The 13466-nt window shown below is 59.9% G+C and carries 12 protein-coding genes; 6 read left to right on the top strand and 6 right to left on the bottom strand.

The window, feature by feature from the left end:
• Window positions 1-14: 14 nt before the first annotated feature.
• Window positions 15-1358 carry a hypothetical protein gene (locus HMPREF2698_RS00240; RefSeq protein ID WP_070561358.1) on the bottom strand — a complete coding sequence of 448 codons (1344 nt, stop codon included), beginning with the start codon at window positions 1356-1358 and terminating at the stop codon, window positions 15-17.
• A complete protein-coding gene (locus HMPREF2698_RS12765; protein ID WP_083303751.1) occupies window positions 1359-2243 on the bottom strand; it encodes a hypothetical protein in 885 nt (294 codons plus the stop codon).
• A gap of 165 nt (window positions 2244-2408) precedes the next feature.
• On the opposite strand from HMPREF2698_RS12765, the gene HMPREF2698_RS12760 reads away from it, so the two are divergent.
• A complete protein-coding gene (locus tag HMPREF2698_RS12760; RefSeq protein WP_083303750.1) occupies window positions 2409-2720 on the top strand; it encodes a helix-turn-helix domain-containing protein in 312 nt (103 codons plus the stop codon).
• 269 nt (window positions 2721-2989) lie between these two features.
• Here HMPREF2698_RS12760 and HMPREF2698_RS00230 read toward each other — a convergent pair whose 3' ends face one another.
• Window positions 2990-3985, bottom strand: a complete 996-nt coding sequence (locus HMPREF2698_RS00230) for a tyrosine-type recombinase/integrase (RefSeq protein ID WP_070561356.1) — start codon at window positions 3983-3985, stop codon at window positions 2990-2992.
• A 604-nt stretch (window positions 3986-4589) separates the two neighbouring features.
• Here HMPREF2698_RS00230 and HMPREF2698_RS00225 point away from each other — a divergent pair.
• The 4 genes from HMPREF2698_RS00225 to HMPREF2698_RS00210 all read left to right on the top strand — a co-directional run bounded on the left by HMPREF2698_RS00225 (window position 4590) and on the right by HMPREF2698_RS00210 (window position 7709).
• Window positions 4590-5258 carry a hypothetical protein gene (locus HMPREF2698_RS00225; protein WP_070561354.1) on the top strand — a complete coding sequence of 223 codons (669 nt, stop codon included), beginning with the start codon at window positions 4590-4592 and terminating at the stop codon, window positions 5256-5258.
• A gap of 209 nt (window positions 5259-5467) precedes the next feature.
• Entirely contained in the window at window positions 5468-5779 is a 312-nt protein-coding gene (locus HMPREF2698_RS00220; protein ID WP_371325923.1) for an ArsR/SmtB family transcription factor, read from the top strand.
• Window positions 5776-5997, top strand: coding sequence for a hypothetical protein (locus HMPREF2698_RS00215; RefSeq protein WP_005323143.1), 222 nt, complete (start codon window positions 5776-5778; stop codon window positions 5995-5997). The genes HMPREF2698_RS00220 and HMPREF2698_RS00215 overlap by 4 nt, the downstream gene beginning before the upstream one ends.
• An 821-nt stretch (window positions 5998-6818) precedes the next feature.
• Window positions 6819-7709 carry a DUF3800 domain-containing protein gene (locus tag HMPREF2698_RS00210; RefSeq protein WP_070524119.1) on the top strand — a complete coding sequence of 297 codons (891 nt, stop codon included), beginning with the start codon at window positions 6819-6821 and terminating at the stop codon, window positions 7707-7709.
• A gap of 125 nt (window positions 7710-7834) precedes the next feature.
• Here the strand turns inward: HMPREF2698_RS00210 and HMPREF2698_RS00205 are convergent, their stop codons facing one another.
• The 3 genes from HMPREF2698_RS00205 to HMPREF2698_RS00195 all read right to left on the bottom strand — a co-directional run bounded on the left by HMPREF2698_RS00205 (window position 7835) and on the right by HMPREF2698_RS00195 (window position 12732).
• On the bottom strand, window positions 7835-9337 hold the full coding sequence (locus tag HMPREF2698_RS00205; protein WP_070561352.1) for a hypothetical protein: 1503 nt from the start codon (window positions 9335-9337) through the stop codon (window positions 7835-7837).
• A 262-nt stretch (window positions 9338-9599) separates the two neighbouring features.
• Window positions 9600-11051 carry a hypothetical protein gene (locus tag HMPREF2698_RS00200; RefSeq protein WP_070561350.1) on the bottom strand — a complete coding sequence of 484 codons (1452 nt, stop codon included), beginning with the start codon at window positions 11049-11051 and terminating at the stop codon, window positions 9600-9602.
• A gap of 124 nt (window positions 11052-11175) precedes the next feature.
• A complete protein-coding gene (locus tag HMPREF2698_RS00195) occupies window positions 11176-12732 on the bottom strand; it encodes a catalase (RefSeq protein ID WP_070533789.1) in 1557 nt (518 codons plus the stop codon).
• Window positions 12733-12908: 176 nt separating this feature from the next.
• Here HMPREF2698_RS00195 and HMPREF2698_RS00190 point away from each other — a divergent pair, with 176 nt between their 5' ends.
• Entirely contained in the window at window positions 12909-13457 is a 549-nt protein-coding gene (locus HMPREF2698_RS00190) for an RNA polymerase sigma factor (RefSeq protein WP_070561348.1), read from the top strand.
• Window positions 13458-13466 lie beyond the last annotated feature (9 nt).

Raw genomic sequence — 13466 nt, 5'->3', positions numbered from 1 at the left:
TAAAAGAAGCGGAACTAAACCCAGGACGCTTCAGGTAGTCCTTTGGCTCTCGCGTCCTGGCGCTGACTCTTTTCCACCAAGGGACATGCCAGTGTCTTTCCTTTACCTCGACCCGGACACATAAACATCTGGCTGTCACCGGAGAGATCCTTGCCTTTTCTTCGCATGGCAAACATGCGGCGTTCGTTGATCCGCTGGTTGTAGGTGGCTTCATCAATACGACCGGCGTAGAAATCCTCTGTGGCTTCCACCAGCGGTTTCGGCATGGCCGGACAATACCAGTGTCCTTCGACCAGCCCCATGGTTTCATACGATCCGCGCTTTCCCAGCTGGTTCGTCTTGTAGTCTCCCACCAGCGTGTAGCCGAGTTTTCGCAACGGCTCATGGAAGTGCTTGGTCTTGGCCACGGCAAAGTACGCGCGGTCGCCCACCACTGTGCCCTTAGGTGTCTCAGGGTCGTCGGTGAGGTGGCGCATTGCTTCCAGCCCACGGATCGCCGGGTTGTGGCTTGGCCGGTCGAAAGCCATGCCCATAATCAGGTGTGGCTGACGATATGGGCCTTGGTCGCGGATTACTCCGGCAACCAGTGTGGCCTCCCAGCCCCAGATGTGCTTGGCGTTCCTCCTGCGCTTGTTTTCGCCGTGGGTTTCCTGTCGCTCGTCACGGGAGTACCAGCCTGCCTCCGGCTCGGAGGACATGAGATCGTCCGGCCGGTTCGTCCATCGGTTGTTCCCTCGGCGCACGCCTGGAATCAGCGTGCCATCCAGAGTGAGGTCTCCCTGCCAGTTGGCTCGGTACTCTTCGGGCATGTCCTGGGTACTGGACATAACCAGTTCATTGAAGACGTAGGTGGCGCGCTGCCACTTTTCTTCGCGCCGCTCAGTGGATTGTTCGTCCATCAGCCGATTGAACTCGCTGCGGGTAAGCCGGGCGTGGTGAGTGATGTTGTCGAAAGGGTCTACGACGTGCAGGAAGCTGTGCAGCGCGCGCCACAGACGGTGGTACCAGATGGTGTGCTGGGTTGCGTAAGAGTCACCTACCCGTCGTACCCTATCGCGGCTGGGCAGGTTAAGGAGTTCTAAGGCCTTGTCTGTCGTGTCAGGCGAGGCCAGCAGCGTGGTCATGGTGGTCAAGTGCATGGGTTGACCAGAGCGGGCCAGAATCAGGTAGAGCGCGAGGATGGTGCGGTCGGTGACGGTTGTCGGTCTGCCTCCTTTGGAAGGGTCGTAGCCGTCTACGCGCCGCCACATTGCCAGGTGATGACAGATGTCGGTGCGGTCGATAATGCTCAGCGCCCAGGACACGCTAGCTCCGTCCAGGCGAAGCAGCGGGGTGGGCGTGGTGTTGAAGTTCGCCACCTAGCCTTCGCCCCCTATATTCGGTTCGACGAGTCGCAGCGGCGGATAGTCCGGTTCGTCCCTACTACCGCTTATCCACTCACGGTATTCGGTCTCGGTGAGCGCGCCAGATTCAACGATCATGTGGTGAAACGTGTCGCGGAAGGGCTGGATGTTTCCGGTGGCATAGACCAGCTGGTCAAAGTCCACGCGCTCGGCGGCATGAGTAGCGATCCAGGTATAGCGCAGCCTGGGCAGGGTCGGGGCAAGGCCGGTACTCGATGGGTTCTGGCTGGTCTTGTGGATGAAGTCAGCGATCAGGTGTGGGCCGGTGGCATCATCGCGGCGGCGCGCCGAGTTGGGTTTCACCAGTGGTTCGTCCCCGCGATCCTCACCCACACCATGCAGCACCTGGCGCATGAGGTCGTCGAACGGGGCAGTCAGCGGAACTATACGCGGCTTTATCCCACGACCACCGCGCGCATGAACCGCCAGCACTGTGCCAAAGTCAGTGAAGTCGCCGTATCGGCAGTGATAGATTTCCTCAGTGGACATGCCAGCGCCCAGGGCCAGTGACACGATAATGCAGGCCACGCGCCGCGATTCGCGGCGGGGGCGGGAGTGAACCCAGTCGTCGATTCGGATAAGTTCGCTGGCGTTGTAGGCGAGACGCTGAGCCTTAGCTGCTGGGTAAAAGACCTCCGGCAATTCTTCTGCCCACTCCAGTGCACCTTTAAGCCCAATGACATGGCTCGCGCAGCGGTTGAGGATGCGGCGGGTGGCATTAAGGCTGGGCTTGGATAAATCTGCTGTTCTAGCTTGCAGGTAGGTGCGGATCTTTCCGCCATCACGCAGCAGGTAGATGCAGCCGTCCACGTCAATGTCGTCGTACCAGCGGTCGCGCATGTAGCAAAAGTACGCTGCGAGTACGCGCTTGCGGTTGCGCTGAACGGTGGGAGTTGTAGGTGGCAGTAATCCGCGTGTCGTCAGTGTGTCGATCACAGCGTAGACCTCACTGTATTTAGACTTAGGTGGTTCGTCTTTTTCTTCTTGTTCAAAGGAAGTGGTCTCGTGGCTTCCGACCTTCCCGCCGAGGCTCCGGTTCGGCGCTACGACAGCTGGCCCCACGCCAACATCGGGGTGCAAGATCCGGTCATGCGGAAATTGCAGGACTTTTCCCGCAACGTCCAGCAGCTCACCCTGGACGGGAGCTACCCCAGCGCCAAGGACTTGGCCGAGGCCTGCGGTATCCCCACCTCCACCATCACCCGGATCATCCGCGGCGAGATGATCCCGACGGGACGTGTCATCGCCAATATTGAGATCACCACAGGCCAATCCCTGTGGCCGCGCCATAGCAGCTACCGATACGGCAGTCAGTGACCCGAGGGTTGGAAACTGCATGTTTCCGACACTGGTGAGGTGGGTATTAGTTACAAAGCTGTCGTTCATGGCTCGGAAGGTGAGCACACTCGCGCCATGAAATAGGTGGCGGTGCCTTCTTATCGCAGTCCGTTAAGAAACCCGCAGGTCACAGGGTGGTTCGTCCCTGGTGTGCACTGCGCGCCATGAGACCAGTTTTGCGTCTCCGCAAACGATTTTTGCATATCCGCAATCGCTAGGGATAGCTCAGGGAGTCTCCGCGAGCTGCGCTACAGCACGTACAGCCCGCCACCCGTGGTGCCGTGGGTAGAGCCACCGGCGAGAAGAAGCCGGTAAGCGTGGCGGCGGTTAGCTCCGGCTTCAACCACGTAGTCCTCGAATTGGTGCAAGGACTTTAATCCTGCCGCAGCGCACAGCACATCAGCGGGAACTCCGGCGGCAATGCGGTCGATGATCCAGGTGTTGCGCAGCCTGCGGGTATCCGGCACCATGTCCGGCGACGTGCTCGGTGTTACCCGGCGAAGATACGCCGAGAGCTGGCTGACATTCTCGTTGTCGCGGCCTGGCCTAAACAGGTAGTCCTCCGGGCTGGTCGCCATAATGACCGGCTGAAGTACCTCGATATGGGTTTTCAGCAGTGGTACCTCGCGCGGGCCTGCACCGCGGTAGCCGTGCGGAAACAGGAGTACCCCGTCGCCGTCAACACGTACGTCTTTGCCGCGCAGCGTGCAGATTTCGCCTGCGCGCAGCCCCGCGCCCAGGGTGAGTGCAAGCACCGTGGTGAAGTTGCGGCGGCGGGCGGCGGTGGGTTGCGATTCGGCCCAGTCCCACAGCCGGTCGGTGGCGTAGCTGTCGTAGGGCTGGAGTGCTGGTTCGTAGGTGATCGGGTGCTGGTAGTCGGGATTCCAGTCGTCGTTGAGCACTTCTGCCGCCCGGCACAGTAGCGAGCGCTGGGTTCCTGCGGTAGATGGGCTGAGGTTCTTGCCGTCACCGGCAAGGAAGTAGTTTCCGATGATGTCGGGATGGAATACGGTCTCGACGGTGACCACGCCGTAGCTCACCCAGACCCAGGCGGCGAGCTTGGACACGCAGTTGAGCGTGTTGCGCAGTGCGTCGCGGCTGGTGTTGTCCGGGGTGAGGTCAAGTGCGCGCACGCACTCGCGGGTGAAGTCGGCAACGTGGCTCCACGGTTCTGAGCGAACCGCGTGTGGTGTGTAGTTGGCGATGATCGCCTCGTAGTCGGCGGCGTTGTAGTTGCTGGGCATTCGGTCTTTCCTCCCTGACCTTTGAGAGTGGAGTGCAGCGGGTGTAGCTGATGCTACGTCTTGAGAGTCAAGTAGTGCATACCGCTACGCATAGTCTTGTTTGCCGATCTGCAATCTGGCAAGGCGGTGGGTTTATCTCGCCAACGTCACACAAACTCCTTATATGACCTGCATGTTTGCGGTTCCGCAATCGGTGCCGAGACGAACCACCACACCATGTTGGGGCAGTCGACAAAGGGACATGCCATATTTAGTACCCCCGAGGCGGCGACATTCGCGGCCTTAACCCTACCCACCACGCCCACCACAGCCCCGTCTTGTGGCCTGAAGGACAGGCCACCCCAACATGTAGATTCACTGCCCCCGGTTGTGGTTAGCCGCCCAGCCCGCGACCTGCGTGGAGCTTGACGCACGACCCGAGCCGTCTAGCGTGACCACCGTTGGGACAGTTTGCGGATACGCAATTACGACCGATGCACGACCGACTCCAGTACCTGCGCGGTGTAGCCCGATCCACCGCGCGGACAGTTTGCGGATACGCAATTTAATCGCCTGCACGCTGCGCCCAGCACCTGTCCACACCACACAAGAAAGGGGACGAACCATGTCCACACTTGACCTCACAGCACCGCTGTACTGCCAGTACTTCACCGCCGAAACCACCGTGGATGAACTCGAACTCATCACCGCCACGCTACGAGAGCGAAAGCAGGTGGAAGGCACCATGGTGTCAATGGCCACCGCCGCGCTCTACAACCACACTCTGACGTTTACCGGAGAGGCTGGTCAGTTCACCGACCAGGACGACCGAGTGCTCACCGGCTTCTCGGCGCTCGCGGTAGCCACAGCCCCCGTGCGCGTCACGTTTGTCACCCTGGCCGACACTTACGGAAACCGTGCGGGACTCACCCGCATCCAAGGCGGTGAGTCCGCCCGCGGCCTAATCCCGCTTACCCGGTCTGTAAACGAGGCCACGGTTGCAGACATGTCTGCCACCACACCAGGACTCACCATCAATCTGCCCAATAGTGTCCACGACGACCTGATCATTCGCTGCACGACTTTTGACCCGGACGGGTGCGTTCCCGAAGCAAAGGACGAGTTTCCCGGCGTGGACTACTGCCCTAGCCTGTACCACCTTTTGCGGGACGAACCATCTCCAGGCATCGACATCACCCACGACATTATCCGCGCACTACTTCCCTACCGCGGGATCCACATGGAGGTAGAGCCGAGGATTCTCGATGGCGATGTAGACATCGAGCGGCTGTAGCTGCTGGCTACGCTGTAAGCCATGAAGGAACCCAGCTGTGGTGTGTGCTGCGGCTGGGTTTCTTCTTGGGGAGGATGAAGAGGGGACGTGATGGGACACCGGCCACGTCTTAAGTCGGGCAGCGTCTCCGCCAGACCCGGCAGAACTTGCGCACCGCTGACTGTAAGCATATACTTACACCTGACATCGTTCGATTACGATATGGAGGGATGATGGACGCAGCACGGCTCGCTCAGATGCTCAGTGCTCTCGGAAGTGAGCCTCGGTTGCGAATTATCGCCTCCCTAGAGACGGAGTCGACCCATGTCAGTGAGCTGGCCCGCCGACTCGGGATGTCTCGGCCACTGCTCTACCAGCACCTCAACCGCTTGGAAGCTGCTGGACTCATCGAGAGTGGCCTGGAACAGCTCGGAGAGAGCCGAGTGAGGAAGCACTACTGGGTCGCTCCGTTTCAGCTTGAAGTAACTCCAGACCACATTAGGCACCTGATTAATCAAGAACAGAAAAGGGAATCTTCGTGACACTTACCGCTACCGTATTTCTTGTCATCCTCGCCGCCGCACTACCACTCGCGATCTTCGTTGCTCTTACCGTCTGGGTGGTACGCACCGTCACCAGCGCACGACGCGAAACGGCGACGGCGATCGATGGTTCCAACCAACTCATCGTGGAGCATCTACGCAACATCACCGAGCGGTTGGATCGGATTGAGGCCCAACTCAGCGAGATCCCCGAGTAATCAGGCTCTTCCTTAAACAAGGGGCGCGGTGGTTTTGGCTCCGCGCTATGGGCTGTCACAGCGTATGCGCTAAGCACGTCGCGTAGGCCTCCAGCAACATAAACTTGCTTGTGACTTTGGCGGCGGGGTGTGTCTCCGGTCGTGGCGTTATCCTGTCCCTCTCGCGGATAGGGGCTAGGACTGGGGACGAACCACGTGGTGTGCCCCCACCTCCGACACCGCCCCGGCCCACCTGCCGACGGAACCGGCCACGGAAACCGACGGAAACCACCGCTGTGGTTCGGGTCGTTGCAGGTGAGGGGGTAGTTTCGCAAAAGACTCAACCCGCAGGAAACTGCGGGTTCTTTTTCGTTTTCACCTCTAAAAGAGGGGTTAAGGAGAAGCGTAAACAACGTGACGCGCTGCACCCCATCGACCGGGACATACCGCGTCCGAGTTTTCTTTCCTGACCAACATCGTGACCGAAGCCAATGAGATTGGTAAGTTCGGCTAGCTCGGCAAACATGACCATGTTTGTTCTTCGTACTGAGAGCGCACCGCACCAGGACCAAGACGAACAGTGCAGCAGTTGGAGCACCGGGTCACAGTTAGGTCAGCCTAGACCTCCTCAGGGCAAATGCCGAGGGCACATCCCCCTCTTCCGCGATTGAAGGTACCGCATCAGTAGAAAGCCACCAATTGCCGACGCGTAAATACACATATATACTCACAGAAGTACGCCAGGCGTTGAGCCGCGAGGCAAGAATACCCCGGGCAACAACTCCGAGAGCCGATGCTTAGCATCGGCTCTCGTGCCATTTTCCGGAGTCACGGAGTTCAATTTGCTGCTCGCATACCTTGACGAAATTGGTTCCCCTGGGGCCTTTGTCCATCCTTCACACAAGAAGTTCTCTGATAGCCCCGCTTTTGGTTATGGCGGCTTTGTAATTCCCGAAGATAATGCTCGGCAATTTGGCGCCTTCTTCGCGGAACGAAAGAAGCAATTCTTCCAAAATGATATTCCAGACAACGTCGATCCTGGTCGATGGGAAAGAAAAGGCGCAGATTTACTGTTCGCCAAGGCATACGATGAACGTCCCCAAAATTTAAGACTGCTTGGAAGTCTGATTTCCAAACTTAGGCAATTGAATGGAAACCTTTTCTACTATGCTGAAGAAAAGCCAATAGGCACTCCCAAAGAGACTAACTGTGGTCCAAATGAATTTCGCCAGCGAGAAGAAACCTCAATGAGGGAATCCTTAAATAGGCTGGCGAATCATGCACATTCGTTAGACCAATCGATGCTCGTGCTAATGGATCAAATCAATGAAAAATCCCGAATCCAGCGCTTACCTGTGATGTACGCCCATATTCTGGGTCGAGCTACCGAGCATAAGGAAATGCGGCGATTGATTGAACCGCCTATGCACATCGACAGTAAACTCTCTTCTAATATCCAGTTTGCTGATTGGGTATGCGCTTTAGTAAAACGAGCTGTCGAATATCAACTAGTAGAAGATTCTCGCTATTCATGGATCCCCTTTGCGAGTCAGTTATCGGCTGCGCGAGGAGCTTTCACCTATGAATCGAAACTCCACCTATGCGGGCGATCCATCTCAGATCTCCACCATTCAGAGATTATCTATGCCGAGAGGCCAGTTATCGACTTCCTAAATGTGAGTCAGGAAAACCGGGAAAAACTAGAACGGGTCAGGAAAGCCACACTCAGGTAAATGCATGGTTGCCACAAATCTCCTGCAGGAAGCCAATTCCCTGTGAGAGGTTTTGCCAACGGGAACCAAGCAGTAGGCAGCTTCGAGTTCTTTTGCGTTTCACGGTTAAGGGCTTTTAACCAGCCCTAGAAGCTCGAAGATCCACCCGACCCGGAAAAGCCCGAGCTAAACCCACTGTTGACGCCGCCGCTGCTGGAGGAGCTATCGCGCGCGGTGGTGGCATCGCTGTCCCAGGTGCTCACAACGTAGAAGGGCACGTAGCCGTGGTAGCCGGAACCGGCGAAGAAGTTGGAGTCATAGATGCGCGTGCGCTCTGGGCGCTCGTCGGCCTCGTTGCGCTTCTGCAGCTGCGCCTGCAGGTGCTCAGAGAGTAGCGCGGTGCGGTCCAAGAGCTCCAAGTAGCGTTCCATGAACTGCGGGTGATTGGGCTCATTGGAGAGTGCAACGGCGGCACCTTCCAGCTCCTTGGCGTGACGCTCAAGCGCCGAGTCGATATCCGCGGCCAAGTAGCCTGCCTGAGCTAGGTCTTTACCCAACTCATAGAGCTCGAAGCGGCGGGCATCGGCATCAGCGTCTTCGATGCGGCGCAGCTTTTCAATGTTGACTTCGGCGGTTTCCACGCGCTCACACAGCTCGCGCGCGTGGGCGATGGGCTCGGCATGCGAGCGGAACTGGTCATCCGGCGCATCGGCCGGAATCGACATCAGGGATCCCACCTGGGCATCGATGGCAAGGAAATCATCACGCAGGTCCTCCCAGTCCTCACGCAAACGCTCATCCACCAGACCCGATTGCAGCGAGTGCGCCCGGATATCGATCTCCCCCAGACGCTGCGCCACACCGGTATAGGTCTGCGATACGTAGTCCCAGTCCTCGCGCGCCTGCTGCGCCTTCTTCTGCCGGCTACGACGAGTACCGCCGACGATGCCCGCGCCCGCGCCACCGACGCCCAGGCCCGCCGCCCCGAGGCCAATGGCCGCCCCAATGCGCCCATCTTTCGCGCTCTCATACTGAGCATCCGCAGCACGGTCCACATCGATCGCTGCCGCCGCGCCAGCAAAAAGGCCAGCAGGAATGTTACCATCCCGCACGCCCGGCTTAATGGCTTCGATGGACTGCTCCAAATGGCTGTCATCTTTGCGCAGCTTCATCTGCCCGGCCACATCCTCACCCGCAAAGACGAAGGCCCGGCGCGGGTCGAGTCCCACGCCGACGAAGACCTGACCATCGGCGAACTTATCCTTTCCGATGAGCTCCGGGTGATTATCGCGCAGGTACTCCTCCACGGAGTCGTTAACGTTTTCTTTGTTCTTGGCAAAGACCATGTAGTGCAGCCCCTGGACCACGTCGGGGGCGGCGATCCGGGAGACATCGCTAAGCATGCGCTCTTCCTCCTCCGGAGTGAGCACATCATCCGGGTCCATGATGTCAGCCTGCACCTCACGCTGTGCGGGCTGCATGACGTAGTCGGAGCGTTCAGGCGCATCGAAGGCCGCCAAGCTCGCGCCCGCGCCGATTCCCCCGAGCAACAGACCGCCCACCATGGCCGCACCGACGATGGCGTCGACCGATGTTATTTTGGGGCCGCGGCTGGCGGCGAAAGGTTTGATATCGCGAGAGTCAGTCACGGTGATACTCCAATTCTTCAGCAGTCGGTGCCGCCAACTTTACCCCCACAATTGGAAACGACGCGGTGCCCCTACAGCAGCCGCGTCGCCCCTATTCCCTATCACTCACAACGGATTGGAGAAACCGTTTGCCTACCCCCTAAGTAGGCTTTGTGAGCGACTTTTACTCTAGCACTCTTTTCATTCACAGCGGTAGCAAAATCTGGAAAACCGAGTAACATATCGTGGCACTTCTGCGATGTGCCGGACGCAGGGCCGTGAGCTAGGCTTTTTCTTTTTCTGCCCGCCCTGCAGGTGCCCCCACGAGCACGAAGGCCGCAATCGTAATTACCCCCAAAATGGCCAGAGCAGTCCACAACTGTGGGGACTGCCCACCATTACCTGCCACGGTGATGGCGGAGGTGGCCCACTGCATGGGGAAGAGATGCACGAGCGCGCTCATCGCGGCGTTGAGATCGGTGCCGGTCGACGCCGCCTTCCACGCCCAGCCCACAATGCCAACCTGCGCCACGGCGAGCACGCTGCCCAGGACCCAGCCGCCAGCGCCAAGGCCGCGCGCAAGCGCGAACACAATGCTTGCCGACGCCACCCCGGCCCCCGCCGCCGCGAGCCCCGCCCAGGCCACCGCGGCTGCGGTCACGCCAGTAGCCAGGAGGGCCACGAGCAAGCCCACAACGACGCCAATCAGCACCGCCCCGCCGAGGAGCGTGAGGATTCGGCGCTCCACGCGGGTCAACAGTGCGCCGATAACACCGCCGCCAAGAGCAGCGATGGCTGCTAGCAACATAGCGACGATGGGGCTCAGAAGCTGGGCGGGTGCGCTGCCGCCCTCGGCGGGCCCGGCGACGGTCGGCATCGCACGCTGTGCGCCCTGCACCTTGGTCCGGTTCTGCTTGGCCATGCCATCGACCTTCTCCGCTCCTTCCACAAGCTTGTCTACGCCCTTCAAGGCCTCATCGACCTTCGCGTTGAGCTCACCAATACCGGCGTTGAGCTGCTTCGCCCCCTCGGTGGCTTGGTAGACGCCATCGTGATAGGCATAACCACTGACGGCCAGCTGATTGGAAAGCTCGCGCGAACCATCCTTGAGTTGCGTCAATTGATCCTGAACGGATTGGTCGAATTGGAAGTTCTCCACCTGGCCGCGCAGATCACCAAGCTGCGAGCGGATGTTCTTCGCCTCCGCCGAGTTGTTTCCTTCTAGGTCCTTTAAGGTGCCGTCGATTGCCTGCAAGAGCTGTCCGCGAACCACGCCGAGGCCCACGACTTGATCCACGGCTCCGCCGACCCCGTCGGCCAGCTCGGTGGCGCCGTTGCCCAGCTGGGCGGTGCCGGACTGCAGCTGCACGAGCCCGTCATAAAGCTCCTGCGAGCCGCCGGCCAGCTGGTCTACTCCACCGCCGAGCTCATCAGCGCCATCCTGGAGCTCCCCTGTGCCGTCTGCGAGCTGCTTCGTGCCGTTGGCCAAAAAGCCGGCTTGGGCATTGGCTTCCGAGAGGGCACGGGAGACGTCGTAAAGCTCAGCCGGATCGATGGTGCCATCGCTGGGAGCCCCGGCCTGTTCCTGCGACCAGGTTTCGGCTGGCTGCCACTCGGACACGGCGGCGACGACCGCACCGACAATGAGCGGCACGATGAGCACGAGGGTGAGAATCAGAGCGCGGGTGCCAACCTTCCGGTTGGCGTCAGCAGGACTGGCTAGGCGTGAGGTCATGTAAAAGAAACTATCGTTCACGCTGGGAAAAAGCGGTCAGGCGCGCGGAAAAGCCCCGCCAGTACCGCGTTCTTCGGTCACTAGCGGGGCTACTGAGGTTACGTAATTAACGCGTATGCGTTAATTACTTCTTCTCCGCGAAGAGCTCGCGTACGCGCTTGCCCAGCTGCGGGGAGACAGCATCCCAGTAGGCGTAGACGCGTTCCTCGGTCTCCGGGGACACGCCAGCCATAGCGTTGGTGATGTTGTCTGCGAGGCGCTCCTTGGCGCCGTCGTCGTAGACGTTCTCGTACAGGTCGGTGGCCTGAACGGTGTCATTGTCCTCGGCGTGGCGGACGTAGGGCGCACGAACCAAGTCGATGCCGGCCGGATCCGGGTTCACGTAGAGGTCCGGAGCGGTGGTGGTCTCTTGCTCCTTGAAGCGCAGGTTCTCATCGCCGTCCATGTAGCCGCCGCCCTTGGCGTGGCGGTTCGGCGAGTAGACCGGATCCTCCGGGGCGTTGAACAGGTACTGCATCGAGCCCTCGTGCTCGTAGGTGTTGACCTGGTTGAGCGGCTGGTTCACCGGCAGCTGCTTGTAGTTCGGTCCGATGCGGTAACGCTGCTGGTCGGCGTACGCGAAGACGCGTGCCTGCAGCATCTTGTCCGGGGACAGGCCAATACCCGGGACGATGTTGGACGGATCCAGGGCAACCTGCTCAATCTGCGCGAAGAAGTTGCGCGGGTTGCGGTTGAGCACGAAGTATCCGACATCCACCAGCGGGTAGTCCTTCTTGGACCAGGTCTTGGTGAGGTCGAACGGGTTGAAGCGGTATTCCTCGGCCTCTGCCACCGGCATGATCTGGACCTTGACGTCCCAGACCGGGAAGTTGCCTTCCTCGATGGCGTTGTAGAGGTCTTCGCGGTGGTAGTCAGCGTTCTTGCCGGCCATCTCAGTCGCCTCGGCGTCGGTGAAGTTCTCCACGCCCTGGCGGGTCTTGAAGTGGTACTTCACCCAGAAGGCGTCACCGGACTCGTTGACCCACTGGAAGGTGTGGGAGCCGTAGCCGTTCTGGTGGCGGGTGGTCTTCGGGGTACCGCGGTCACCCATGAGGTAGGTCACCTGGTGGGTGGTCTCCGGGTTACGGGTCCAGAAATCCCACTGCATGTCAGCATCGCGCAAACCATTGGCTCCCAGACGCTTCTGGGAGTGGATAAAGTCCGGGAACTTAATGCCATCACGCAGGAAGAACACCGGGGTGTTGTTGCCCACGATGTCGTAGTTGCCGTCCTCGGTGTAGAAACGCAGCGCGAAGCCGTGGACGTCACGCCAGGTATCCGGGGAACCCTGCTCGCCGGCGACGGTGGAGAAGCGGCCCATCATCGGGGTCACGGTGCCCTTCTGGAAGAGCTTGGCCTTGGTATAAGCGGATACGTCCTCGGTAACGTGCAGCTCGCCGAAGGCACCGTGGCCCTTAGCGTGCGGGGTGCGCTCCGGCACGCGCTCGCGGTTGAAGTGTGCGAGCTTCTCAATAAGGTGGATGTCATTGAGCACGACCGGGCCGTTTTCACCAGCGGTGATGCTGGTGTTTTCCGTTGCAATGGGCTGACCGGAAGGGCGGGTGGTGTTCTCGCCGCCCGGGGCGCGCTGGCCCTTATCCAGAACCTTGTCTGCAACGAACTCGTTTGAAGCGTTAGTCATGGGGTTAATGCCTCCTACAGTTGTTGATAATTTGTGATTCGTTATCAATCTCGGACCTTTCATAGCCTACCCATTAAAAATGACCTACGCAACAGAATTTTTCCCAAATGTAGACGCCCACAGAGGAGCCCCAGCGGTTCCCGAGGCCCACGCCCCCGACTGGTAAATTATGGGAGGTGAAACGACACTCCGAGCGCGACGATGCGCACGTCACCGATCTCGCCCTCAAGGCGGGCCGCGGCGACCGCGCAGCCCTCACGGAGTTCATCAAGTCCACCCAAGATGATGTCTGGCGCTTGCTCGCCCACCTCGGCGGCCCAGACATCGCGGACGACCTCACCCAAGAAACCTACTTGCGCGTCATCGGCGCGCTCCCCCGCTTTGCCGCCCGTTCTTCAGCACGCACGTGGCTGCTCTCCCTCGCTCGCCGCGTGTGGGTGGACAACATCCGCCACGACATGGCCCGCCCGCGCAAGTCCGCCACCGAGTATGAGGACGCCGCCGCCCTTGCCGCGACCCCGGAAAGTTCGGGCACGTGGAGCGAGTGGATCGACGCCCGCGCGCTGATCGACGCCCTCCCAGAAGACCGCCGCGAAGCCCTCATCCTGACCCAAGTCTTGGGCTACACCTATGAGGAGGCCGCGAAAATCGCCGGGGTTCGTGTGGGCACAATTCGCTCCCGCGTCGCCCGCGCCCGCAAGGACCTCATCGACCAGCGCGGATAATCGTTATCG

It is taken from the genome of Corynebacterium sp. HMSC072A02 (assembly GCF_001810085.1).
Classification (GTDB): domain Bacteria; phylum Actinomycetota; class Actinomycetes; order Mycobacteriales; family Mycobacteriaceae; genus Corynebacterium; species Corynebacterium hesseae.
The sequence above is the reverse complement of the archived record's forward strand: the minus strand, read 5'-3'. Positions and strand labels throughout refer to the sequence as shown.

What these genes read in the sequence shown, in the direction of transcription:
- HMPREF2698_RS00195 (WP_070533789.1), bottom strand. Translation starts at nt 12,732, where the DNA reads ATGACTAACGCTTCAAACGAGTTCGTTGCAGACAAGGTTCTGGATAAG.
- HMPREF2698_RS00225 (WP_070561354.1), top strand. Translation starts at nt 4,590, where the DNA reads ATGTCCACACTTGACCTCACAGCACCGCTGTACTGCCAGTACTTCACC.
- HMPREF2698_RS00230 (WP_070561356.1), bottom strand. Translation starts at nt 3,985, where the DNA reads ATGCCCAGCAACTACAACGCCGCCGACTACGAGGCGATCATCGCCAAC.
- HMPREF2698_RS00220 (WP_371325923.1), top strand. Translation starts at nt 5,468, where the DNA reads ATGATGGACGCAGCACGGCTCGCTCAGATGCTCAGTGCTCTCGGAAGT.
- HMPREF2698_RS00200 (WP_070561350.1), bottom strand. Translation starts at nt 11,051, where the DNA reads ATGACCTCACGCCTAGCCAGTCCTGCTGACGCCAACCGGAAGGTTGGC.
- HMPREF2698_RS12765 (WP_083303751.1), bottom strand. Translation starts at nt 2,243, where the DNA reads ATGCGCGACCGCTGGTACGACGACATTGACGTGGACGGCTGCATCTAC.